The sequence below is a fragment of the Curtobacterium sp. ME-Dv--P-122a genome, from assembly GCF_030209645.1.
GTDB lineage: Bacteria > Actinomycetota > Actinomycetes > Actinomycetales > Microbacteriaceae > Curtobacterium > Curtobacterium flaccumfaciens.
In genome coordinates this window covers 101,460-125,764 of the sequence record NZ_JARVRO010000012.1, presented here as the reverse complement: position 1 = coordinate 125,764, position 24,305 = coordinate 101,460, and the positions used below count along the sequence as shown (strand labels likewise).

19 protein-coding genes are annotated in these 24,305 nt (G+C 71.9%); 8 read left to right on the top strand and 11 right to left on the bottom strand.

The window, feature by feature from the left end; all coding sequences use genetic code 11:
* The 3 genes from QRN49_RS13055 to manA all read right to left on the bottom strand — a co-directional run bounded on the left by QRN49_RS13055 (position 1) and on the right by manA (position 2,793).
* On the bottom strand, positions 1-333 hold the full coding sequence (locus QRN49_RS13055; RefSeq protein WP_081827389.1) for a WhiB family transcriptional regulator: 333 nt from the start codon (positions 331-333) through the stop codon (positions 1-3).
* Positions 334-521: 188 nt separating this feature from the next.
* Positions 522-1,484, bottom strand: a complete 963-nt coding sequence (gene galE / locus QRN49_RS13050) for a UDP-glucose 4-epimerase GalE (protein ID WP_071405789.1) — start codon at positions 1,482-1,484, stop codon at positions 522-524.
* Between the two features lie 100 nt (positions 1,485-1,584).
* Entirely contained in the window at positions 1,585-2,793 is a 1,209-nt protein-coding gene (manA, locus tag QRN49_RS13045) for a mannose-6-phosphate isomerase, class I (protein ID WP_284756337.1), read from the bottom strand.
* A gap of 66 nt (positions 2,794-2,859) precedes the next feature.
* On the opposite strand from manA, the gene QRN49_RS13040 reads away from it, so the two are divergent.
* Positions 2,860-4,239: an O-antigen ligase family protein gene (locus tag QRN49_RS13040; RefSeq protein WP_209082298.1), complete on the top strand. Its 1,380-nt coding sequence runs from the start codon at positions 2,860-2,862 to the stop codon at positions 4,237-4,239.
* 13 nt (positions 4,240-4,252) lie between these two features.
* Here the strand turns inward: QRN49_RS13040 and QRN49_RS13035 are convergent, their stop codons facing one another.
* Positions 4,253-5,605, bottom strand: coding sequence for a hypothetical protein (locus tag QRN49_RS13035; RefSeq protein ID WP_284756335.1), 1,353 nt, complete (start codon positions 5,603-5,605; stop codon positions 4,253-4,255).
* 107 nt (positions 5,606-5,712) lie between these two features.
* Between QRN49_RS13035 and QRN49_RS13030 the strand changes: the two genes are divergently transcribed.
* Positions 5,713-6,999, top strand: a complete 1,287-nt coding sequence (locus QRN49_RS13030; protein ID WP_128780653.1) for an O-antigen ligase family protein — start codon at positions 5,713-5,715, stop codon at positions 6,997-6,999.
* A gap of 257 nt (positions 7,000-7,256) precedes the next feature.
* Here QRN49_RS13030 and QRN49_RS13025 read toward each other — a convergent pair whose 3' ends face one another.
* Both QRN49_RS13025 and QRN49_RS13020 read right to left on the bottom strand, forming a co-directional pair.
* Positions 7,257-8,003 carry a polyprenol monophosphomannose synthase gene (locus QRN49_RS13025; RefSeq protein WP_209050767.1) on the bottom strand — a complete coding sequence of 249 codons (747 nt, stop codon included), beginning with the start codon at positions 8,001-8,003 and terminating at the stop codon, positions 7,257-7,259.
* Complete coding sequence (locus QRN49_RS13020; protein ID WP_284756331.1) at positions 8,000-10,486, bottom strand: glycosyltransferase; 2,487 nt, start codon at positions 10,484-10,486, stop codon at positions 8,000-8,002. The genes QRN49_RS13025 and QRN49_RS13020 overlap by 4 nt, the downstream gene beginning before the upstream one ends.
* Before the next feature lie 138 nt (positions 10,487-10,624).
* Here QRN49_RS13020 and QRN49_RS13015 point away from each other — a divergent pair, with 138 nt between their 5' ends.
* Complete coding sequence (locus QRN49_RS13015; protein WP_284756328.1) at positions 10,625-11,911, top strand: glycosyltransferase family protein; 1,287 nt, start codon at positions 10,625-10,627, stop codon at positions 11,909-11,911.
* Positions 11,912-11,992: 81 nt separating this feature from the next.
* Here QRN49_RS13015 and QRN49_RS13010 read toward each other — a convergent pair whose 3' ends face one another.
* Both QRN49_RS13010 and QRN49_RS13005 read right to left on the bottom strand, forming a co-directional pair.
* Complete coding sequence (locus QRN49_RS13010) at positions 11,993-14,569, bottom strand: hypothetical protein (RefSeq protein ID WP_284756327.1); 2,577 nt, start codon at positions 14,567-14,569, stop codon at positions 11,993-11,995.
* Positions 14,569-15,183: a hypothetical protein gene (locus QRN49_RS13005; RefSeq protein WP_284756324.1), complete on the bottom strand. Its 615-nt coding sequence runs from the start codon at positions 15,181-15,183 to the stop codon at positions 14,569-14,571. Before QRN49_RS13005 ends, QRN49_RS13010 begins: the two co-directional genes overlap by 1 nt.
* Before the next feature lie 189 nt (positions 15,184-15,372).
* On the opposite strand from QRN49_RS13005, the gene QRN49_RS13000 reads away from it, so the two are divergent.
* The 5 genes from QRN49_RS13000 (at position 15,373) to QRN49_RS12980 (ending at position 20,697) form a co-directional block, all read left to right on the top strand.
* A complete protein-coding gene (locus tag QRN49_RS13000; protein WP_111022341.1) occupies positions 15,373-16,275 on the top strand; it encodes an ABC transporter permease in 903 nt (300 codons plus the stop codon).
* Between the two features lie 3 nt (positions 16,276-16,278).
* Positions 16,279-17,508, top strand: a complete 1,230-nt coding sequence (locus QRN49_RS12995; RefSeq protein ID WP_163342609.1) for an ABC transporter ATP-binding protein — start codon at positions 16,279-16,281, stop codon at positions 17,506-17,508.
* Positions 17,427-18,602, top strand: coding sequence for a glycosyltransferase family 2 protein (locus QRN49_RS12990; protein ID WP_284756320.1), 1,176 nt, complete (start codon positions 17,427-17,429; stop codon positions 18,600-18,602). Before QRN49_RS12995 ends, QRN49_RS12990 begins: the two co-directional genes overlap by 82 nt.
* Positions 18,603-18,676: 74 nt before the next feature.
* Complete coding sequence (locus tag QRN49_RS12985; RefSeq protein ID WP_284756317.1) at positions 18,677-19,846, top strand: glycosyltransferase family 4 protein; 1,170 nt, start codon at positions 18,677-18,679, stop codon at positions 19,844-19,846.
* Positions 19,843-20,697 carry a glycosyltransferase family 2 protein gene (locus tag QRN49_RS12980; protein ID WP_071406439.1) on the top strand — a complete coding sequence of 285 codons (855 nt, stop codon included), beginning with the start codon at positions 19,843-19,845 and terminating at the stop codon, positions 20,695-20,697. Before QRN49_RS12985 ends, QRN49_RS12980 begins: the two co-directional genes overlap by 4 nt.
* A gap of 256 nt (positions 20,698-20,953) precedes the next feature.
* Here the strand turns inward: QRN49_RS12980 and QRN49_RS12975 are convergent, their stop codons facing one another.
* The 3 genes from QRN49_RS12975 to QRN49_RS12965 all read right to left on the bottom strand — a co-directional run bounded on the left by QRN49_RS12975 (position 20,954) and on the right by QRN49_RS12965 (position 24,268).
* A complete protein-coding gene (locus tag QRN49_RS12975) occupies positions 20,954-22,696 on the bottom strand; it encodes a glycosyltransferase family protein (RefSeq protein WP_284756314.1) in 1,743 nt (580 codons plus the stop codon).
* 89 nt (positions 22,697-22,785) lie between these two features.
* Positions 22,786-23,649 (bottom strand): glucose-1-phosphate thymidylyltransferase RfbA, encoded by an 864-nt coding sequence (rfbA, locus tag QRN49_RS12970; RefSeq protein ID WP_284756312.1) that lies wholly within the window; start codon positions 23,647-23,649, stop codon positions 22,786-22,788.
* A 10-nt stretch (positions 23,650-23,659) separates the two neighbouring features.
* Positions 23,660-24,268, bottom strand: coding sequence for a dTDP-4-dehydrorhamnose 3,5-epimerase family protein (locus QRN49_RS12965; protein ID WP_110892675.1), 609 nt, complete (start codon positions 24,266-24,268; stop codon positions 23,660-23,662).
* Between the last annotated feature and the right edge of the window lie 37 nt (positions 24,269-24,305).

Sequence of the window (24,305 nt, the reverse complement as noted above, 5' to 3'; positions counted from 1 at the left end):
CTACGCCCTTTTCCGCAACTTGCGGCGTTCGCGCTCGGAGAGGCCGCCCCAGATGCCGAAGCGTTCGTCGTTCTCGAGCGCGTACTCGAGGCACTGCGCCCGGACCTCGCACGAGGTGCAGATCTTCTTCGCCTCGCGCGTGGAGCCGCCCTTCTCGGGGAAGAACGCCTCGGGGTCGGTCTGCGCGCAGAGCGAGTCGACCTGCCAGGCGAGCGGGTTCTCCTCGTCGTCGGTCTCCGGACGTCGGACACCCGGGACGCCGAGCGCCACGGGATCGACGTGCCAGTCCTCCGGAACTCCGGCGTGGAACTCGGAACCGTTCACCCTGATCACCCCTGCCGCCTCGACAACGAACCCCAACTCTTGCGGCCGTTGCCTGTAATTACAGCGGTGTCATTCGCCTGAGTCAAGTCGCGGATCATAGAAGGCACTGACCGCTCCAGCGTGTCATGTCCCCCGTTTGGGCGTGTCGCACCGCTCGGGTGGGCCTTCCGGGGGACAACTGACTCGTCCTCAGGCGCTCAGGAGGCGCTGCGACGGGCCTCCCAGGCGCTCGACACCATCTCGTCCAGGGAGTGCCGCATGGCCCACTCGAGGTCACGGGCGGCGGCTTCGCCGGTCGCGACGATGCGGGCCGGGTCGCCGGGGCGCCGCGGTGCGATCTCGGGGTCGAAGGCGATCCCGGTGCCCGACGCCATCGCGTCCATGATCTGCCGGACGCTCACGCCGTCGCCGCTGCCGAGGTTGTAGGCACGCTCGAGCGGCTCCCCCGCCTCGAGCTTCCGCGCGGCCACCGCGTGCGAGTGCGCCAGGTCGGCCACGTGCACGTAGTCGCGGACGCAGGTGCCGTCCGGGGTGGCGTAGTCGTCGCCGTTGATCCGCGGGGTCCGGCCGGCGAGCAGCGCGTCGAAGACCAGCGGGAACAGGTTGTGCGGGCTGGCGTCGTACAGGTCGGGCTCCCCCGAACCGACGACGTTGAAGTACCGGAGCGACGTGGTGGTGAAGCCCGCGGCGACCTCCATGTCGCGCAGCAGCCACTCGCCGATGAGCTTCGACTCGCCGTACGGCGACTCCGGGTTCTTCGGGGTGGACTCGACCACGGTCTCGACGTCCGGCGTGCCGTAGACCGCCGCGCTGGACGAGAAGACCGCCTTGGTGACGCCGGTCTCCGCCATCGCGCGCAGCAGGGTCGCCATGCCGGTGACGTTCTGCTCGTAGGTGTGCAGCGGGCGCTCGACCGAGACGCCGGCGTACTTGAACCCCGCGACGTGGACCACGCCGGTGACCTCGTGCTCGCGCAGCGTGCGTGCGACGAGCTCGCCGTCGAGGATCGTGCCCTCGACGAACGGCACGTCGTCCGGGACGAACGCGCGGAAGCCGCTCGACAGATCGTCGAACGCGACCGTGTCGATGCCGGCCGAGCGCAGTGCTCGGACGACGTGGGACCCGATGTACCCGGCACCGCCGGTGACCAGCCAACTCATGCTCGCCACGCTAGCGGACGTCGGCGACGCCCCGGTGGCGGTGTGCGGGTCCACGCCACGGCGTGCGGCCCCGCGCCGGTCCCGGTGCCGGTCCGCGCCCCTAGGCGCCGGTCGCGATGAACACGGTCGACGTGATGCCGTCGGAGGAGTCCGCCTCGACCGTCACGTCGCCCTCGTCCGGGGTGATGAAGCACGCCTCGCCTTTGCGGAGCAGGGTCGCCGACTGCGCGCCGACGAGCGTGACGACGCCCTCGGTGCAGATCGCGATCGACGGCCCCACGAGCGGGGCGACCCCGCCGGTGCTCAGTCCCACCGGGCGACCGTCGCCGTCCACCCGCAGCAGTGCGAAGCCGACACCGTCCGGCGCGAACCGGTCGACGCCCGGGGCGATGCGCTCGGCCTCGAGCACCGGCGCCGGGTACGCGGTGAAGTCGAGCACCCGCAGGAGCTCCGGCACGTCGACGTGCTTCGGCGTCAGCCCGCCGCGCAGCACGTTGTCCGACGGCGCCATCAGCTCGATGCCGAGCCCGTCCAGGTACGCGTGGATGTTGCCGGCGGGCAGGTACATGGCCTGCCCCGCGGTGAGCGTCACCCGGTGCATGAGCAGGGAGACGACGATGCCGGGGTCACCGGGCCAGCTGGTCGCCAGGTCGCGGACGGTCGCGGTGTTCGGGGTGAGCAGGTCGTCGTCGAGCGAGACGGCCAGGTCGCTCGCGGCCTGCACCACGGCGAGCGCGGACTCGTCGGCGGTCTCGAGCCAGCGGACGGTGTCCTCGAGCCCGTGCAGCAGGTGCACCTCGAGCGGACCGAGGCGTCCGGTGCCGGCGTCGAGCACGCGGACCTCGGCCAGGGTCTCCTCGACCGGGCGGAAGCCGCTCAGCGCCTCGAACCGCTCGCTCAGCGCGACGACGAGCTCGGGCTTCGGGAACGGGTCCTTGTAGTTGCGGGCCGGGTCGTCGAGCGGGATCCCCTCGCGCTCCTCGCGGGCGAAGCCCGCTTCTGCCTGCTGCGGGGTCGGGTGCGCCTGCAGCGAGAGCGGTGCCGCAGCGGCGAGCACCTTGAGCAGGAAGGGCAGGCCGGTGCGGTCCGGACCGAGTGCGGTCTCCGGCTCGTCGGCGATCCAGTCGCGGAGCGTGTCGGCCCCGCCGACCATGGCCGGGTTGACGACGACGCTGGGGCTGCCGGCGTGGGCGCCGAGCCAGAGCTCCGCCTGCGGGGCACCCGTGACGGTGCGGCCGAGGAGCTCCGGGATCGCGGTGACCGAGCCCCAGGCGTAGTCGCGGGGGGTGTTCGTGATGCCGAGGAACATGGGCCAGAGCCTACCGGCGCTGCCGGTGGAGTCCTGCGGACGGCGACCGGCCGGTAGCCTGGCGTCGTGACGAACACCTGGCCGCTGGCGCGCGGGACCGTACCGGAGCGCGAGGCGTTCGCCTTCGGGGCGACGACGCTGTTCGTGCTGTTCGCGGGCGACGCCGTGCCGAACACCCTGACCTGGGTCGGGGCCGGTGTCCTCTGGGCCCTCGTCGCGGCATGGGGCATCACGATCCTGGTCCGGGCGAAGCCACCGCTCGTCCGCACCCCCTGGGCGCTCTGGGCGTTCCTCGGCTGGTGCCTGGTGACCCTGGTCTGGTCGCACTGGCGCTTCGCGACGATCTCGAGCCTGACCGTGCAGGTGATCTGCGCGGCCGTGGCGTTCACGATCGCCTCGACCCTGACGTGGCGCCGGATCACCGATGCCCTGAGCCTCGCGCTCCGCTGGGTCCTCATGCTCTCGCTCCTGTTCGAGGCCGCCGTCGCGGTGTTCGTCCGGCACCCGATCGCCCCGATCTGGACGGACTACGGCGACCGCGACGTCCCCGACGCCTTCTACTTCTCGCGCGCCGAGCTCTTCACCGGTGGTCGGATCCAGGGGCTGCCCGGCAACGCCAACCTGCTCGCGATGGTGGCCCTGCTGGTCGCGATCGTGGTCGCCGTGCAGTTCGCCGAGGGCCGGATCCGCCGGAACCAGGCGATCGGCTGGCTCGTCGTCGCGGCACTCGGCTTCGTCCTCACCCGCTCGTCGACGGTCATCGCCGCTGCACTCGTGGTCGCCGTGGTCGCACTGGCCGCCGTCTGGATGCGCCGTGTCCCGACCGAGCGCCGGACCCCGCGCTACCTGCTGCTGGCGGTGGGTGCCGTCGTGGTCGCCGTCGCCGCGTTCGTGCTGCGCGGCCCGGTGTCCGAGCTGCTCGGCAAGGGTTCGGACGCCACGGGGCGCGGGGAGATCTGGGCCAAGGTCCTCGGCCTGATCGACCAGCACCCCGTGGGCGGCTGGGGCTGGATCGGGTACTGGTGGCCGGGCATCCCGACCCTCGCCGACCTGGCGCAGCGCAAGGGTGTCACGTACCTGCAGGCCCACGACGCCTACCTCGACGTCTGGATGCAGACCGGGATCATCGGCCTGGTGCTCTTCGCGATCTACGTGGTCACGACGCTGTCCCGCTCGTGGGCCTGCGCGACCCGCATCGGGTACGACGCCGTGCTGCGTCCGCGGGCCTTCGACCCGGTGTCGCTCCTGCCGCTCCTGGTCGTCGTCGCCCTGCTCGTGCAGTCCGTCGCCGAGTCCCGCCTGCTCTACCAGGGGAACTGGGTGCTCTTCGCCCTGCTCGCGATCAAGACGCGCATCGTGCTGACCGGCGAGGAACCGGTCTCGACCGGCGACGGCCCGCGCACGCCGCCCGCCAAGCGCGAGTTCCGCTGGGCCGGCACGCGCTGACCCGGACGCTCCCTCAGCGCGACAGCCACGAGCACGACACCGGGGACGACCACGGGTTCGACTTCACCCGGGCGACCTCGAGCGTCGGGTCCGCGTCGCACGCCGCCACCGCCGCCGGCAGCTGCCCCGCCCACACCGGGCCGCCGCTCCGCCGCGTGTCCGTCGGCGCGACGTGCAGGACCGCCGACGCGACGACGGCGGTGACCACGCACCAACCGGCCAGCGCGCCGACGAGGCAACCCGGGCCTCCCGTCCGTCCGGCAGCACGCGACCAGCTGCGGGCGTCCACGAGCGTGGCGGCGGCGACCACCGCGGCGCTCACCAGCAGCAGGCCGGCGGCCGCGGCGTAGCGCTGCGGCGGCACGGCGGCCATCGCGGCGACCGGCGCCGACCAGCGGATGCCGTCGCCGCCGTTCGCGAGCAGGGCCACCCACCACACCGCGACGGAGCCGACGGCGAGGGCTGCGACCATCCACCGGGTGCGTGCCGGCCCGACCACGACGGCCGCCACCAGGACGACGAGCAGCAGGGCTGCGGGCACCACGACCACCGCCCAGCCGTGCTCGACCACCGCCGTCAGCACAGCACCGAGGTCCGGGTCCCAGGCACCCGCCACGGGACGCAGCAAATACCCCGCGAGCACGTCGCGCGCCGCCGGCGACCCCGTGGCGAGGGCCCGTGGGCTCGTCAGGGTCGTGATGCCCTGCACCGCCAGGGCGACGACCACGACGAGCGTGACCGGCAGCGCGGTCCACCGGCCGGCCGGTCCGGGCGTCCGGCCACGGGGCGTCCAGGCGAGGAGCAGCAGGGGCGCGAACAGGGCGGTGAGCGGTTCGGTGAGCACGGCCGCCCCCGCGACCACGGCGAGTGCCCCGGCCGCCCACCACGACCGAGCGCGCCACGCGAAGACCCACGGCACCAGGACGAGCAGGAACCAGTGCAGGTTCGCCGCGTTGCCGCTGATCTCGTACGGGGCGAGCGGCAGGACGACGGGGACGGCGGCGAGCACCAGCCGCAACGGCCACGGGCGGACGACGTCGCGGGACAGCACGAACACCAGGGCGCAGACCCCGCCGACGACCGTGCACGCGGCGAGCGCCACCACCTGCGCGTACCGCTCGGGCGGCAGCGCGTACCCGAGGTCGACGATGAGCCGGGGCAGCAGGTGCACGTACCCGGCGTAGGGGTGCAGCAGGGTGTCGACGGGACCCATCGCGATCCGTTCGCGCAGGAACACGCCACCGTCCTCGGCCCAGACGGTGTTCCGCGGCACCGGGCCGAGCCGGTACCAGGCCAGGGCGGTCGTGAGCAGGCCGACGACGACCGCGACGAGGGGGACGCCGGCGACCCTGCGCGCGAGGTCCATCCGGTGAGGATAGTTCGGTCATCGCGCATCGTCGATACAGCCACACCGCGATGCGGTGTGCTCGTCACAAGGTCGTGCGCCAAGATGGACGCGTGACGGACGGCCGGGTGAGCAGACAGGTGCTCGGGCGCCGGTACCTCTCCGCCTGGATCGGCTTCTCGGCCGGTGGACGGTTCAGCCAGGCGCTCGCGACGGTCATCGTGCTGTTCGGGTTCGGGCAGCCCACCGTCGAGGCCCTGGTCGGCCGGGCGGGGACCTGGGCGGTGCTCGTGACGCTGTTCGTGCTGGCGGGGCTGAGCCTGCTCGGCCAGCGCTACCGGATCGAGTGGCACGGGGTCCTCCCCCTCTCGCTGCTGGCCTTCGTCGGCTACTGCGCGTTGAGCGTGCTCTGGAGCGAGTACTCCTGGGTGGCGCTCCGCGGACTGGTGCAGACCGTGTGCTTCATCGGCCTCGGGCTGTACCTGGCCCTCGGCCGCGACCTGGTGCAGGTGATCCGGGCCTCGGGCGACGCCTTCCGGATCCTGCTCGTGACGGCCCTCGGACTCGAGGTCCTGTCCGGCCTGGTCCTCGACGTCCCGTTCCCGGCGTTCGGGATCCGCGGCGACATCGCGTACGGCGGCCCGATCCAGGGCATCGGCGGCACCCGCAACTTCATGGGCTTCATCGCAGCGATGGCCCTGGTCACCTTCGTGGTCGAGTTCCTCACCCGGTCGGTCACGGTCTGGCGCGCGATCGCCTCGACGTCGCTCGCCGTCATCGCCCTGATGCTCGTGCAGTCCCCCATCACCGGCCTCGCGATGATCGCGCTCGCCGTCACGGCGCTGGCGCTCTGGTCGCTCCGGCACGCGCGACCGGCGACCAGACCGGTGGTCAACGGCGTCCTCGGCGCGGTCGTCCTGCTGACGCTGGCCGTCGGGGTGCTCGCCCGGCACCGCCTGCTCGCCGAGATCGGGGCGGCCGGCGGCACGGCCACCCGGACGGACCTGTGGTCGCAGATCCGGGTCCTGGTGGAGCGCTACCCGATCCAGGGCTGGGGTTGGGTGGGCACGTGGCCGACCGAGCCCGTCGTGCCCTACGTCACGCTCATCGACCCCGCCGGCGTCCGGTTCACCTCGGGCCTCAACGCCTTCGTGGACGCCTGGCTGCAGATCGGCTTCGCGGGCACGCTCATCCTCGGCATCACGGCGCTGCTCGCGTTCGCGCGCGCCTGGGTGACGGCGACGACGTTCCCCGGGGTGGCGTACGTGTGGCCGGCCGCCGTGCTCGTGCTGCTCGCCGTCACCAGCACGGCGGAGAGCTACCTGCTGCACGGTGCGGGGCTGATGTTCTTCGTGACGGTCCTCGTGATCGCCGCGCGGCGCCGCTCGTGGCGTCGGCACCTGCCGCGGGTGTAGCGCGGGCGTTTCGCGCCGTGCGCCGTGGCGCTTCGTGAGCAGGAATGGTCGCCTCCGCGGAGGCGACCCGACCGTTGCTGCTCACGAAGCGGCGGTACGGCGCGACCCACCGCCGGACGGGAGGCCCGTGGCGGCCCCGCACCGCGCCTCCAGGCCGTCGCGCCGAGCGTTCCGTGCCCGCGCATCGTGAGCAGGAACGGTCGCCTCCGCGAAGGCGACCCGACCGTTCCTGCTCACGAAGCGCGCGAGCGGGCGCCCTACGGGCGCGTGCGGCGACCGAGGCGGCGCTGCACGCCCCACTGGGTGACGCGGAGCATCGCCTCGACGACGATGGACCGGCTCATCTTGGAGACGCCGTGCACGCGGTCACGGAAGCGGATGGGCACCTCGACGATGCGGCCGCCGAGGGCGTCCACGCGCAGCGTCATGTCCACCTGGAAGCAGTACCCCTTCGAGTCCACCGACCCGAGGTCCATCCGCGCGATCGCCGACGAGCGGTACACGCGGTAGCCGGCGGTGATGTCCCGCACGTCGAGCCCGAGCACCAGGCGGGCGTAGGTGTTGGCCCCGCGGCTGAGCGCCTGGCGCCGGAGCGGCCAGTCGACGACCGACCCACCGGGGACCCAGCGGGACCCGATGGCGAGCAGGACGTCGTCGGATGCGGTCACGGCGTCGACCAGAGCCGGCAACCGGTCGGCCGGGTGCGAGCCGTCCGCGTCCATCTCGACCAGCAGCGGGTACCCGCGCTCCAGACCCCACCGGAACCCGGCGACGTACGCCGTGCCGAGCCCGAGCTTGCCGGAGCGCTGCAGCAGGTGCACGCGGTCGTCCGCGGCGGCCAGGGACCGCACGATGTCCCCGGTGCCGTCCGGGCTGCCGTCGTCGACGACGAGCACGTGGGCACCGGGCACCGCCGCCAGCACGGCGGCGGTGATCGCACGGATGTTCTCGGCCTCGTCGTACGTCGGGACGATGACGAGGGCGGTGGTCTCCCCCGGGGTCACCGGTTCAGGCGCCGCTTCACCTTGCCGGCGACGCTCCGGGGACCCTCGGTGCGCAGGTAGTGCACGGCACGGCCGAGGTCGTAGCGGACGCCGGAGAGCTTCTTGCGCTCCGGGACGCGGACGCGCATCTTGTGCGGCTCGATCGACGACGCGGTGTCGCGCACCGACTTGTCCGCAGCGCGGATCGGGTTCCGGCAGAACTCGACGAGGGGGGCGAGGACGTTCTCCCACGTGAACTGCTCGCGCACGCGGTCGACGTTGCCGATGAACTCCGTGCGGGCCTTCTTGTCGAAGAGCGCCGTCTCGAGCGCGGTGGCCAGACCGTCGATGTCCTGCTCGTGCACCGCGATGCCGAGCTTCTCTTCTGCGACGAGGTCACCGAACGAGTCGCCGGCCGTCGTGACGATCGGCAGGCGTGCCCACAGGTAGTCGAGGATGCGGGTCCGGAACGAGAAGGTGGTCTCGAGGTGCTCGTAGTGCGTCGAGACGCCGGCGTCGGCCTCGAGCAGGTAGGCGCCGCGCTCCTCGTAGGGGATCCACTGGTCGTTGAAGAACACGTGCTTGCCGGTGAGACCGAGGGCGTCGGCCTCGGCGCGGACCTTCGCGACGATGTCCATCTCGGGGACGTCGGGGTTCGGGTGCTGCACGCCCATGAAGAAGAGCTTCACCGACGGACGGCGCTCGGCGAGCTGGGCGATCGAGCGGACCAGGGTGATCGGGTCGAACCAGTCGTAGATCCCACCACCCCAGACGACGAGCTTGTCGTTCTTGCCGATGCCCGGCACGACGCCCTTGACACGCTGCTGGTCGTGGACCGGCGGCGTCGAGGACAGGCCGAACGGCACGACGCCGATGAGCGAGCGCAGGTCGGCGTCGCGCGAGTAGGTGCGGGCGTTCACGCGGCCGGAGCCGGCGAGCTGCCCGAGCCAGAACATCCGCTGGCGCTCCGAGGCGCAGATGAAGTAGTCGCCGAGCTCGAGCTGGTGGTTCAGCGTGTCCGAGGCGTCGAGGATCTGGCGGTTCCACTTGTCGACGTCGTCGCTACGGCCCTGTTCCAGCTGCTCGAGGTGCAGCGGGTCGTAGACGTCGACGACCAGGATCTTGCTCGTCGACTCGAGCACCGGGAACAGCCGGAGCGCGTGGCCCTGCACGATGATGACGTCGGCCCAGCCCTCGTGTTCGACCATCTGGCGCGGGTGACGATGCGGCACCGTGACGACCTCGTACGACGGGTCGATCGGCGACGAACGGGTCAGGCTGACCACGCGGACGTCGTGCTCGGACGCCAGCTGCTTGGCCATCTGGGTGGCACGGATCGCCGGACCGGCCATCTTCGCGCCGATCGAGTCGCCCGTGATGATGAGGACACGGCGACGGGTGCCGACCTCGAGCACGCCGAGGGAGTGCACGATCTTGTCGTAGCCGGCCAGGTAGTTCTCGATCGGGTACGCGGGCTCGTCGCGGTTGCCGAACAGGCGGAGGAGCTCGCGGTCGGACCGGACGCGGGTCGCCTGGATCTGGCGGCGGGACTCGGTCATCGACGGCAGCTGCTCGACGAACTGGTCGACGCCGTAGATCCCCGCCATGCTCGTCTTCGGCACCGGGATGGTCGGGACGCTGTCGTCGCCGGGGTTGCGCAGGTCGAGCTCGGTGGAGTCGAGCTCCCCGCGGCCCACGGCACGGCGGACGGCGAGTGCCAGGGAACCGGGCAGCGCCGCGGCGAGCTGCTCGTCACCGAGGTTCTTGTAGAGCGTGAACAGCGCGTTCCGCTCGAGCAGGTAGGTCTCGCGGAAGTCGCCGAACTTGTTCATCGACGCGTGGTGCTTGTGGAACGCGACGGACTTCGGCTGGTACCGGAAGCGCCAGCCGAGCAGGTTGAGCCGCCAGCCGAGGTCGACGTCCTCGTAGAACATGAAGTAGCGGTCGTCGAAGCCGTCGAGCTGCTCGAAGAGCTCGGCGCGGATGAACATCGCGGCGCCGGTGCCGAACAGGACGTCGGTCTCGCTCTCCCACCGGCCGGTGTCCGGCGACCCGGCGAAGGGCTTGTAGCCCATGCCGTACCAGGTCATCGCGGCCTCGGTGAAGTCGACGTTGACGCCTTCCCAGTCGAGGACCTTCGAGGCGACGGCGCCGATGTCGGCACCGGAGGCGAAGGTGGCCATCGCCTCGCGCACCCAGCCGGTGTCCGGGCGGGCGTCGTTGTTGAGGAACGCCACGACCTCGCCGGAGGACTTCTCGACGCCGAGGTTGCAGCCACCGGTGAACCCGAGGTTCGCGCCCGCGTCGATCAGGGTGAAGTCGAGGCTCGAGGCCTTGAGACGCCCGAGGTGCTCGGGGCCCGAACCGTTCTCGACGACGATCAACTCGAGCTTGTCCTGCGGCCAGTCCTGCTTGCGGAGTTCCGCGATGCTCGTCAGGGTGTCGTCCGTACCCTTGTAGTTCACGAGGATGACGGACACGACTCCCGGCTTGCGCTCTGTCACGCGAGTTCCTCCAGCAGCTGCCGCGCACCGGGCGCGGGTCGATGGGTCGGCCGACGGGGTGCCGCGGGCCGATGACACCCTACAAGGCGCGCCCAGGGACTCCCTGCCGCCGCTGCGGATTCGTGCAGAATGGCGTGCGTGACCGCAGTGATCCCGAGCACCCCCATGTCCTCTCCCCTCCGCGAGGACTACGCGGCCCTCGCGGCCGACGAGCACGCCGAGGGCCCCCGTGGCACGATCCGCTTCGCGGTGTCGACCGCCGATCCGTCCGAGGGCAAGGGCGACCTGTTCGTCGCGCTCGGGCTGGCGCGGGCGCTCCGGGCCGAGGGTTGGGGCGTCGCGATGTGGCCGCTCGAGCGCTGGGGTGAGGAGCTCCCCGCCGACACCGCCGTCGTGGTCAGCATGATCGAGTCCTTCGTGCCCGGGTACGTCCCAGCCGGCACCGCCCTGGTGGCGTGGGTGCGGAACTGGACCGCCAAGTGGGCCGCCCTGCCCTACCTCGACGAGTTCGACGCGGTCTGGACCTCGTCCGGGATCGCCCGCGACGCGATCGCGGCCGCGTACTCCGGCCCCGTCGAGGTGGTGCCGATCGGCGTCGACACCGAGCTGTTCACGACCGACGCCCCCGCACCGCGCGAGCGCACGGACCGCGCCGTGACCACCGTCAACTTCTGGGGCGTCCGCCGCCGGGTGCAGCACGTCCTCGCCGAGGTCGCCCCGGCCGAACCGATCGTCTGGTTCGCCGCGAACGTCGACCACGTCGAGGCCTCCGCGGGCGTCGAGCTCCGACCGGCCGTGTCCTACTTCGCCCTGCCCGAGGTCTACCGCGCCGCCGGCTTCGTCGTCGACGACGTCATCGAGCCGGCCGCCGAGTACGGCACCCTGAACTCCCGCCTGTACGAGTCGCTCGCGTCCGGTGCACTGCCGGTCACCGACTGCGCGCTCGGGCTCGACGAGCTCGGCCTGTCCGACGTGCCGGTGTTCGACGACGCCGACTCGCTCGAGCGCGTGCTCGCGATGCCCCGCGACGAGCGCACCGCCCTGGTCGCCCGGCTCCGCGCCGTCGTGGTCGAGCGGCACTCGTTCCGCAGCCGCGCCGAACAGGTCGGTCCGTCGCTCGACGCCGCCGTCGCCGCCGCCTCGGGCCGGAGCGGCGAGCGTGGCGCGTTCCTGCGGTGGGCCACCGCCCAGCGCGAGACGCTCCGGCAGACCGAGCACGACCGCGACGTCCACCTGGCCGGCGTGCACGACATCAACGCTCGCCTGGTCGAGTCGGAGCAGAAGGTCGGCGCGTACGACACCGCCCGCCGCCTGGCCGAAGCGGAGCGCGACCAGATCGCGGCCCGCTTCGAGGGCCTCACGCGCTCCCCCGAGTACCGGCTGCTGCACGGCGTGGGCCTGATGGCGCGGCGCGCGCGCCGCTGACGGCGGTCGACGCGACCCACGACGGACGGGAGGCCCGGTACCAGCTGGTACCGGGCCTCCCGTCCGTCGTGTGGTGACCGTCTACTGCACGGTGACGGTCTTCGTACCGAAGCTCTTGTAGGTGCCGCTCGGCAGGTCCTGGAAGTAGACGCGCACGGTGTGCGTGCCCTTCTTCACCCCGGTGAGCTTCCGCGACAGCCCGACGTCCGAACCCCAGTCCGGGTGCACGGCCCGCACGTCGGTGCGGGTCGCGTTGACGGTGCCCGGCGAGACGGCCACGCCGTCCAGGTGGATCTTGTACTTGACCGGGTCGCAGACGTCCGGGTCGATCGCCCAGCCGGCCACGGTGATGGTGCCCGTGCCGCCGGTGACGGACTCGTACAGGCCCTTGACCGAGCCGGTCTTGCCCGTCTTGCCGGTGGTCGGCGGGTCGGTGACCGTCACGCTCTTCGTGCCGAAGCTCTTGTACGCGCCGCTCGGCAGCTCCCGGAAGTACACGCGCACGGTGTGCGTGCCGGCGGTCAGCCCGGGGATCTTCAGCGAGAGGCCGACGTCGGAGCCCCACGCGGGGTGCACGGCCTCGACGTCGGTCCGCTTCGCGTTCGCGGTCCCGGGGGCGATGGCGACACCGTCGACGTGGATCTTGTAGGCGACGGGGTCCCAGACGTCGGGGTCGATCGCCCAGCCGCGCACCGTGGCGCTGTTCACGCCACCGACCACGGACTCGAACGCACCCTTGACCGAGCCGGTCTTGCCCGTCTTGCCGGTCGTCCCCGACGCGTCGGGTTCGGCGGTCGACGCGGCGGTCACGGTCACGGACTTGGTGCCGAAGCTGACGTACTTGCCGCCCTGCAGGTCCTGGAAGTAGACGCGCACGGTGTGCTTGCCCGCCTTCAGGCCGGTGAGCCGGAGCGTCAGACCGACGTCGGAGCCCCACGTCGGGTGCGTGGCCTCGACGTCGGTGCGGGTCGCGTCCGCGACCCCGCTGTTCGTGCTCACGCCGTCGACGTGGATCTTGTACTTGACCGGGTCCCACACGTCCGGGTCGATCGCCCAGCCGCGCACGGTGGCCGTGCCGACGCCGCCGGTGACGGAGTCGTACGACCCGCGCACGGCACCGGTCTTGCCGGTCTTGCCGGTGGTCGGGGCGTCCACGACGACCGACTTCGACGCGACCTTCACGTACTTCGTGCCGGGCTTGTCCATCACGTACAGCGTCACGGCGCGCGAGCCCGCGCTGATGCCGCCGATCGTCTTCGAGAAGCCGAGGGTGCTGCCGACGCCCGGGTAGACCTTCGCCACGTCGGTGCGGGTCTTGTCCGCCGTGCCGGTCGCCTTGCTCACGCCGTCGACGAGGATCTTCCACGAGCCGGGCTTGGACGAGTCGGGGTCGAGGACCCAGCCGGTGGCCGAGATCGTGCCGACGCCACCGGTCACCGAGTCGAGGACGCCCTTGGGTGCCGCGCTCGTGATGGTCCGGGTGTAGCAGCCGAGCAGGGTGTTCGCCCCGCGGCCCTGGTTGATGGCGTAGCTGCAGACGGAGTGCTTGCCGAGGCTCAGCCCGGTCAGTTCGGCCGAGAACCCGTGGCGGGTGTTGTTCGCGCCGAGGGTGCCGGCGAGGTCGCTCCGGGTCTTGTCCGCCGTGACGGTCTTCGCGCCGGCGCCGTCGACGTAGAACGCGACGCGCAGGGCGTTGGTGGTGTCCGGGTCGGCCGCCCAGCCGGTGACCGTGATCGACGAGGTGGAGGTCGCGGTCACGGAGTCGACGTCGCCGTAGGGGTTGCCGCCGCCGGCCGCAGCACCGAACCAGTCGGTGTACATGCGCCAGAAGTTGCGGTTGCCGTAGGCGGAGCAGCTGTCGCCGGAGCCGTAGAGGTTCGACATGGCCGCGGCGTTCGGGGTGTACGGGGTGTAGATGTACAGGCTCGCCGTGGCCTGGTTCTGGATGTAGACGGACTTCCGACCGCAGGCCGCGTTCGGGTTGAGCAGGATCGAGTTCGTCCGCCCCGCCTGGTACGCCCACGAGGTCGGCGACGCCTGGTACCGCTTGAACTGCAGGGCCGCGGCGTAGACCTGCTGGCCGAAGCCGAAGTACGCCGGGTCGCACGGGGCGGTGTCCGGGCACGCGAAGCCGGTGGCGTGCAGGTACATGTAGGACGTCGGCGAGGACGTCGTGACGATGCCCTGCTCCTTCTGCAGGAGCACGAGGAGCACCTTCTGGCTGATGCCGCACGCCGCACCGACCTGGGCGATCATCGTCGCGGCCGACTTGGTGCCTCCCGCGATGGCCGCGCACCGGCCGGAGACGGCACCGATCGAGCTCATCTTCTGCGAGAAGTCCTTCAGGCAGGCGGGGCCGCTCGACGACTTCCGGCAGTTCGGCGCGACGCTCGTCAGGAACGACTGCACGGCGGCCGCGTTCATCGCCGAGCCGTTGTAGAAGTTCGCGTCGCTGATGATGTTGCCCGGGTCGAAGTCCGAGGCGACCGCGGCCGAGGCCGACTGGGTCGTGGTCTGCTCCGCGAGCACCGTGCCGAAGGTCAGGCCGCTCACCGCGACGGCGAAGGCCGCCACCAGGGCGAGGGAGCTCCGCAGGGAACGACGGGAGCGTGCTGCTCGGGGGGAACGGGTGGTGCGGGGGGTGCGGGGGTTGCGCATCACGGGACCTCGGCGGTCAGGGGGTCGGACGTCGTCGACGCGGAGCCGACGGCGTAGGTCAGGGTGACGGACCAGGTGCCGCTCGACACCTTCGCCGCGGGGAACGACACCTGCGCGCAGTTCACCGACGAGGCACTCGCCTGTGCGGTGCTCGTGGCGGTGCGCGTGACGCCGTCCTTCGTCGCGGTGAAGGTGCACTTCCCGCTCGTGTCGGTCGTGCCGGAGACCAGGCCACCGGCCTGGAGGGTCTTCGATCCGGTGTCCCAGCCGGCGAACGTGACGACGGACGTGGCCGGGTACTCCGACGGGTCGGTGTCCGGCTGGTTCGTCGCGCCGCTGCCCGGGAACGCACCGGGGGTGTCGTCGTCGGAGGCGCCGGCGCCGGCGTCGTCGCCGTCACCGTCGTCGGACCCACCGTCGGTCGGCGTCGAGGCCGCGTCGGTGGGGGCCGAGGTCGCCGAGTCGTCGTCGGTCGGGGTCGCACTCGGGGTGCGCGAGACGGACGCGGACGGCGACGGGGTGGCGTCGTCGCCACCACCGGAACAACCGGCCAAGAGGAGACTGAGTGCACCGACCACCGCGAACGCAGCGATCGGCCTGGATGCGAGGAGCATGCTGACGGGCCGTCCTGTGGATGTTGACAAGGGTCCGGGTTGCAACAACGGTAACTCGAAAGTGAAGGTTGAGGGTTGGATCGGCCGGAATCACCCCCACTCGGGGTGCACGACGGCCGTCGCCCAACCCCGTCCCGCGGGCCCGGTGAGTATGCTGTTCCGGTCCTGCCCCCACGAACGAAGAGACGTATGGTCGACCAAGCCCGCATGACCGCGCTCGCGAAGGAACCCCTCGTCGTGATCGGCGCTCCGACGAGCGCCTTCCGCGGGACCTTCCGTGAGCTGCGCGACGTCTTCCGGCAGCGCGAGATGCTCGGCATGCTCGTCCGGCGTGACCTGAAGGCCCGGTACAAGGACTCGGCACTCGGGTTCGTGTGGACGCTGGTGCGCCCGCTGACCCAGCTGCTCATCTACTACTTCGTCATCGGCAAGGTCCTCGGCGCCGCCAACGGCATCGACAACTTCGCGATCTACGTCTTCACCGGCCTGACCGCCTACACGCTCTTCAGCGAGATCGTCGCCGGGTCGACCGGGTCGATCGTCGGCAACTCCGGGCTGATCAAGAAGGTCTACGTCCCGCGCGAGGTCTTCCCGCTCGCCAGCGTGGGCGCGGCCCTGGTGAACTTCACCATCCAGTTCGCGATCCTGCTGGCCGCGACGGTCGTCATCGGCGTCTTCCCGTGGCACGAAGGTCTGGTCTACCTGATCCCCTCGCTCGCGGTGATCCTGGTCTACGGCGCCGCCATCGGCCTGGTGCTGTCCGCGCTCAACGTGTACCTGCGCGACGTGCAGTTCGTCATCGACGTCGGCCTGATGGTCCTGCTCTGGGCCTCGCCGATCGTCTACTCGTACTCGCGGGTGGTCGCGACCGTGAACGCGGACTGGCTCCTCACCCTCTACACGAACAACCCGCTGACCCTGTCGGTGCTGGGCCTGCAGAACGCGATCTGGCTGCACGACCCGGCCGACGTCACGTACCCGGACCACCTGATGCTGCGGCTGGGGATCGCGTTCGTGATCGGCCTCCTCTGCCTCATCGGTGCGCAGCGGATCTTCTCCCGCCTGCAGGGCAACTTCGCGCAGGAGCTCTAGACCATGGCCATCAGCACCCCCGTCGCCCCGACGACCGCCGGCGAGACCGCCGAGCGTCCCGACGTCATCGTCATCGACCACGTCCGCAAGCGCTTCACGGTCCGCAAGGACAACACCCTGCGCGAGCGCATCGTCACGCTCGGCCGCGCCGGGCGGAAGCACCGCCAGGACTTCTGGGCCCTCGACGACGTCACCGTGTCGATCCAGGCCGGCTCGACCGTCGGGCTCATCGGCCAGAACGGCTCCGGCAAGTCGACCCTGCTCAAGGCCATCGGCGGCATCATCCAGCCGACCTCCGGCACGGTGTCCCGCCGCGGTCGCCTCGCCGCCCTGCTCGAGCTCGGCGCCGGGTTCCACCCCGACCTGTCCGGCCGCGAGAACGTCTACCTCAACGCGAGCCTGCTCGGCCTGAGCCGCAAGCAGACCGATGAGAAGTTCGACGACATCCTGGCGTTCTCGGGCATCGGGGACTTCATCGACACCCAGGTGAAGTTCTACTCATCGGGCATGTACGTGCGGCTCGCGTTCGCCGTCGCCGTGCACACCGACCCCGACGTCCTGCTCGTCGACGAGGTCCTGGCCGTCGGTGACGAGGCCTTCCAGCGCAAGTGCCTCGACCGCATCCGCACCTTCCAGGAGGCCGGCAAGACGATCATCATCGTCACGCACTCCCTCAGCCAGGTGCAGGAGATGTGCGACCGCGTCGTCCTGCTCAACAAGGGCAAGGTGCTGCACGACGGTGACCCCGTCCAGGCCGTGAGCATGTTCCGCGAGGTGCTCGAGGAACGCCGTCAGGGCGAGCTCAGCACCGACGTCGCCGTGGGCCGGGGCAAGGTCATCGGCGCGAGCGTGCACGTCGACGGCAAGGAGCCCCGCGCGGAGGTCATGCCGGGCGACGACCTCGTCGTGGACATGGAGTTCGAGCACCTGGACGGCATCGCCGACTGGGAGGCCGCGGTCCAGATCAACAACGCCGGTGGCCAGGTCGTCTACGGCACCACCACCGGCATCATGGGCCTCGAACTGCAGCCGCTGCACGGTCGCCGGAAGCTCCGCCTGCGGATCGCCGACACCGCGTTCGGCACCGGCAAGTACTTCATCAACGTGTCGATGATGGACTCGGCCGGGCGCCACCTGCACGACATGCCGGAGTGCGACTCGTTCGAGGTCCCCGGGTTCGAGCACGCCGTGGGCACGGTCTACGCCGAACCCTCGATCGAGGAGCTCGACTGACCCCGGACGACGGCGACACCGGGTCCCGCGCCGACGGCACGACCCGTGCCGGCTCCGCGCCCCGGGCCGACGGCACGCTCCGCACCGCGGTCGTCGTCGTCAACTGGAACCGCGCCGACCTGACCACCGCGGCCGTCCGCGCCGTGCTCGACGAGGGCACGGCCGACGACGTCATCGTCATCGACAACGGGTCGTCCGACGACTCCGTCGCGGTGCTCGGCCGTGCCCTGCCGGACGCCACCGTCATCGCACGCGGCGACAACGGCGGCTTCGCGGCCGGGGCCAACACCGGCATCCGGCACACGGACGCCGACGTCGTCGTGCTCCTGAACAACGACGCCGTGCCCGCACCGGGCTTCGTCGCGGCGCTCCGCGACCACCTGGCGCACGCCGGGCCCGAGGTCGCCGCCGTGACGGGCCGCATCGTGCTCGCCGGACGCTGGACGAGCCTCCCGGCCGGGGTGGAGCCAGCACCCGGCCAGCGCGTGCTGCGCGACCACGACGGTCGTCGCTGGACGCCGTCGGCGGACGGCGAGGTGCGGCTCAACTCGACCGGCGTCCGTGTCGACCGCGACGGCAACGGGATGGACCGCGACTGGTTCGCGCCCGTCGACCGGGTCGCCGACGTCGACGTCTTCGGGTTCTCCGGCGGCGCGTCCGCGCTGCGCCGCACGGCGCTGGACGACGTCGGCCTGCTCGACGAGTCCCTGTTCATGTACTACGAGGACACCGAGCTCGCCTGGCGGCTGCGCCGCCGCGGCTGGCGCGTCGAGCACGCGGCCGACGCGGTCGTCGAGCACGACCACTCGGCGTCGTCCGGCGTGCAGAGCGACCTGTTCGTCTTCCGGAACGCGCGCAACCGCATCGTCGTCGCGCTCTGGCACGCTCCGTGGCCGACCGTCGCGCGGGCGAGCGTCCGCACCCTGGTGCGCGGCCTGCGTGGGCTGGCCTCCGGTCGCACCCGCCGGGAGGCGCGGCTCGTCCTGACGGCGTTCGCGGACGTCGCGGGGACCCTGCCGGTCCACCTCGCGCGCCGGCTGCGCGAGACCCGGCGCGCGTCCGTCCCGCGCCGCAGCGTGGACCCGGGCGCATGAGCGCAGCGGGCTATCCTGGACACTCCCCCGTCGACGGCCCCGGCCACGACGTCCCCGCCCGGAAGGAACCACGCGTGCCGCAGCTCACCGTCCTCGTCGACGGGACCGCGGTACCGCAGGCGCTCGGCGGCGTCGGACGCTACGTCGAGGGGGTCGTCTCGCACCTGACCGACCCGTCGCTCGACGTCCACCTGGTCGTCCGCCCCGTGCACGCCCCGCACTTCGCCGCCGTCGCGCCGTACGCGACCGTGCACACGGCGCCGGGCTGGACCGACTCGGTGCCGCTGCGGTTCCTGTGGGAGCAGACCGGGCTGCCGGCGCTCGGCCGTCGGCTCGGGGCGCAGGTGCTGCACTCCCCGCACTACACGTTCCCGTTCGGCTGGCGCGGCGGTTCCGTCGTCACGCTGCACGACGCCACGTTCTTCTCCAACCCCGAATGGCACTCGCGCCTGAAGCGCACCTTCTTCACCTGGTGGAGCCGCCGGTCCCTCCGCACCCGACCCGTTGTCATCGTGCCGAGCGCCGCGACCGCGACCGAGGCCGCCCGGGTCGTGACCGGCATCCGCGCCGACGTCCGGGTCGCACCGCTCGGCGTCGACCGCACGGTGTTCCACGAGCCCGATGTCGCCGCGGTCGAGGACGCCCGGATCGCCGCCACCCTGCCCGAGGGTGCTCCGTGGATCGCGTTCCTCGGCACCATCGAACCGCGGAAGAACGTCACGGCGCTGCTCGACGCGTACGCCTCGGTGCGCGCGGCACGTGCGGCTGCCGGGTCGGACGGCGGTCCGGGCCCGGAGACCCCGTGGCTCGTGCTGTCCGGGGCCCGCGGCTGGGACGAGTCGGCCATCGCACGGCTCGACGCCCTGCAGCCCACCGACCACGTCATCGAGGCCGGCTACCTGCCGCTCGAGGACCTCGCCGGGTTCCTCGGCGGTGCCGAGTTCGTCGTCTACCCGTCCCTCGGCGAGGGCTTCGGGCTGCCGGTGGTCGAGGCCATGGCCTCCGGCGCGTGCGTCCTGACCACCCGGCGGCTGTCGCTGCCCGAGGTCGGCGGTGACGCGGCCGTCTACAGCGAGCCCGACGCGACCGCGCTGGCGTCCGCGATGACGGCGCTGCTGGACGATCCCGCGCTGGTGGCCTCGCACCGTGCGGCGGCGATGACGCGGGCCTCCTCGTTCACCTGGGAGGCCACGGCAGCCGTGCACGTCGAGGCCTACGAGTCCGTCGCCGGGGGTGCGCGGTGATCCGGGTCGCGGTGCTGACGGTCACCTACAACACCGGCGAGACCATCCGGCCGTTCCTGGCGAGCGTCGCCGGTGCCTCGAAGGACCCGGTTGCCGTCGTCATCGCGGACAACGGTTCGGCCGACATCGACGCACTCCGGGCGATCGGTGAGTCCTACGGCGCCGTCGTGGTGTCCTCCGGCGGCAACCGCGGCTACGGCGGTGGGATCGACGCGGCCCTGAGCGCCCTCGACGACGTGCTGCCGGACGTCCGCCCGGAGTTCCTGCTCGTGACGAACCCCGACGTCGTGCTCGGTGAGGGCTCGATCGACGAACTCGTGGCCGCCGCCGACCGGTTGCCGTCCGGTGGGTCGTTCGGGCCCCGGATCCTCGACGACCAGGGCGAGACCTACCCGTCCGCCCGGCAGCTCCCCTCGCTCCGGACCGGCCTCGGCCACGCGGCGTTCTCGCGGTTCTGGCCGGCGAATCCGTGGAGCCAGCGGTACTGGTCCACCACGAAGGTCGTCGAGCGCGAGGCCGGCTGGCTCTCCGGTGCGTGCTTCCTCATCCGGACGTCGCTCTTCCGCGAACTCGACGGGTTCGACGAGTCGTACTTCATGTACTTCGAGGACGTCGACCTCGGGCAGCGCGTCGGTCGGTCGGGACGAGCGAACGTGTACGTGCCCTCGGCGGTCGTCACCCACACCGGAGCCCACTCGACGTCGTCCAACCGACGCCGGATGGAGATCGAGCACCACCGCAGCGCCTACCGGTTCCTGTCGCGGAAGTACCGGGCGTGGTGGCTCTGGCCCCTGCGCGTCGTGCTGCACGCGGGCCTGTCGCTCCGCGCCCGCTGGGTCACGCGCAAGTAGCTCCCGCTCGCGGGACGCTGCGCGCGGGGTCTGCGCGCGGGGTCTGCCGTCGCGCCCCCGCACGGGCATCGCGCCCCGACGCTTCGGGGCGCAACGCCCGCAGCGGGGTGCGCACATCGGTCGCGGCCTCGGAGGCCCCGGTTCGATCGCGTTCCGCACAACCGAAGTCCACGCGAACCGCGGGATTGCGCGGCTCGAACACACTTTGGTTGTGCGCCGGCACGCGCACGCGTCCACCGCGGCGGGCCGGACGGCGTCAGGTGCGGCGCGGGTGCAGGCGGGCGCGCTCGGCGCGGGCCGCCGCCAGCAGCACCGCGGCGCGGGCGTCGAAGGAGTGCTCGGCGGCGATGCGCTCTGCCACGGCGGCCCGCTCGGCAGCCGACGGCCACGCGCGCGCCGGTTCGAGCAGGTCGGCCAGCTCGTCGCGGGAGCCCGCGACCGCGAGCGTCGGGACGTCGAGCACGTCGGGCAGCCCGGCCACCGGGTCGGTCACGACGACTCCCCCGGACGCCAGCACGTCGAACACCCGGTTCGACACGAAGCCCCCGGCGGCCATGTCGGGCCAGTGGTCGTTGAGCACCGCACGCGCCGAGGCGTAGGCCGCCGCGACCTCGGCCCGGGTCAGCGACGGTTCGCCGAGCGACTCTGCCGGGACGACCTCGTCCCACCCCGGACCGTGCACGCGCAGATCGGCACCGAGCGCGACCGCGTCGGACACGATGGGTCGCGCGGCACCGCGGGTCGAGCCGACGAACACCACGTGGTCGGCATCGGGGCTCGTCGCCGTGCGCGCGCCCGGGTGGAACACCGCCGGCTCGGTCGCCTGCAGCAGGGTCCGGACCGGCACGCCCGCACGCGCAGCGGCTGCGGCTGCCCACACCGGCCCGGCCGCGAAGGCCGCGTCGAACGACCGCAGTTCGGTGTCGGCGACGTCATCGGGGTGGCTGATCACCCAGAGCAGGTTCACCGACGCCGGGTTCGGCGGCACCCGGTCGAGGCCCCGGATCACCAGCGTGACGGCGTCCGAGGCATCGTCGACCCGCACGTGGGCGTCGCGTCGGTCGATCCGGACGCGCTGCCCCAGCCGCTCGAGAGCCCCGGCGAGCTCGGCGGCGAAGTGCACGTCGCCCCAGCCGTCGCCCTCCGGCCCGGCGGGCGCAGCGATCTTGAGCGACCAGGTGAGGTGTTCGGCGTCGCCACCGGTCACGCGCGCGGCCGGGGCCACCGGCCGGGCACCCCAGGGCGGCAGGGGCGGTCCGGCGACGACACCGTCGCCCTCGGACGCGCGGTCACGCCAGGCGGTGAACGCGTCGACGGTCGCGGCGTCGACGGTGCGGCCGGCCTCGACCGAACGGGTCGCCTCGCCGACGACGCGCACGGCTCCGCCATCGGCATCGGCGACCGCGCGGCTCCAGGCCGTCAGGGTCATGCGTTCGTCCGGGAGGCACGGTGCCGGCACCAGCGCCGCCCCCGGCACCGAGAGCACCGGCTGGTCCGCCGCGAAGACGGTGTCGACGTCGGTCACGGCGTCGGCGCGGTCGTCCGACCATGGCAGGGCACCGGGGCGCAGCAGCCGGGCCCCGGAGCGGAGCGTCCCGTCCGGCATCCGGACCCGGGCCTGCGCGACCGAGCCCGCCGCCGCCAGCGCGTGCAGTGCAGGCACGTCGACCGACACCGAGGTGTCGACCACCACGAGCGTCCGGCCCACACCGGCTGCGACACCGGCGTTGATCGCCGAGCCGAGGCCGTCGACGGGTTCCGGTCGGACCCACGGCAGGCGACGGCCGAACGGGTCGACCGGCGAGGCGTCCGCGACGTAGCTCACGGCCCGGACGTCGACCCCGCGGCCGAAGGCGTCACGGGCGACCGACACGAGCCGGGCGACCTCGGCGTGCCGGTCCGAACGGGTCGTGACGAGCACCGTCACGTCGTGGTCCAGCCGCGGCAGGGGACGGTCGAAGCCGGCCACGCGCACGACGTCAGCCGGCGCTGCGGGCACGGGACGGGCCTCCCGGTCGGGGTGGTCGGGAGCCGTCGTGTCGCGACGTCGGCGACCGAACCAACCGGGGGCGGGGGTCACGTGCGGAGCTAGACGCCGAGGAGTCGCTGCAGGTAGACGCCGTAGCCGCCCTTGACCAGCGGCGCGGCGAGCTCGGCGAGCCGCGCGTCGTCGATCCAGCCGTTCCGCCAGGCGATCTCCTCGATGCAGCCGATCTTGAAGCCCTGACGGTCCTCGATGACCTTCACGTACTCCGACGCCTGCATCATCGACTCGAACGTGCCGGTGTCGAGCCACGCGGTGCCGCGGTCGAGGACCTGGACGCCGAGCTCGCCGGCCTCGAGGTAGCGCTCGTTGACCGTGGAGATCTCGAGCTCGCCGCGGGCGCTCGGCTCGATCGTCTTGGCGATCTCGATGACCTTGTTGTCGTAGAAGTACAGGCCGGGGACGGCGTAGTTGGACTTCGGCTCGGCCGGCTTCTCCTCGATGGAGACGGCGGTGAAGTCGTCGTCGAACTCCACGACGCCGTACGCCTTCGGGTCGGCCACGTGGTACGCGAAGATCGTCGCACCCTGGACGTCGGTGTTCTTCCGGAGGTTCGTGCCGAGGCCGGTGCCGTGGAAGATGTTGTCGCCGAGGACGAGGGCGACGCTGTCGTCGCCGATGAACTCCTCACCGATGACGAAGGCCTGCGCCAGACCGTCCGGGGACGGCTGCACGGCGTACTGGATCTCCATGCCGAGCGCCGAGCCGTCGCCGAGCAGGGCCCGGAACTGGTCGTTGTACTCCGGCGTCGTGATGACCAACACCTCTCGGACGCCCGCCATCATCAGGGTCGACAGGGGGTAGTAGACCATCGGCTTGTCGTAGATCGGCATGAGCTGCTTGCTGATGCCCTTGGTGATCGGCCAGAGGCGCGTGCCGGAACCGCCGGCGAGGATGATGCCCTTCATCGCTTTCCCCTTACTTCTTCGTCCGGAGCGACTCGGTGTACGCGACGCACTCCTCGTACGTCGGCAGCAGGCCCTGTGCCGCGGCTTCCTCGAGGGTGGGGGCGCTGGTGTCCTTCTCGGACAGCACCAGCTCGCCGAGGCCCTCGGGCAGGTCGAGCCCGACCGTCGGGTCGAGGATCGTGATCCCCTTCTCGCGCTCGGGGTCGTAGTGCGCGCTGACCAGGTAGTTCACGGTCGACTGGTCCTCGAGCGCGACGATCGCGTGGCCGAGCCCCTCGGACAGGTAGACGGCCTTGCGGTCGACGTCGTCGATCCGGACGGAGTCCCACTGGCCGAACGTCGGTGACCCGACGCGGATGTCGACGATGTAGTCGATGAACGCCCCGCGCACGGCGGTGACGTACTTCGCCTGGCTCGGCGCGACGAGGGCGTAGTGGATGCCGCGGGCGACGCCGGCCGCGGAGATCGACATGTTCACCTGGCGGAGGTCGAGCGGGTGACCGACGGTCTCCTCGACCACGTCGGCGCGGTACGCCTCGAGGAATGCTCCTCGTGCGTCGCCGTGCTGGACGGGCGTGAACTCCCACGCGCCAGGGATCTTCAGTTCGCGGATCTGCACCGGGGAAGCCTAGCAAGCCGTGAGTTCGCATAGGCTG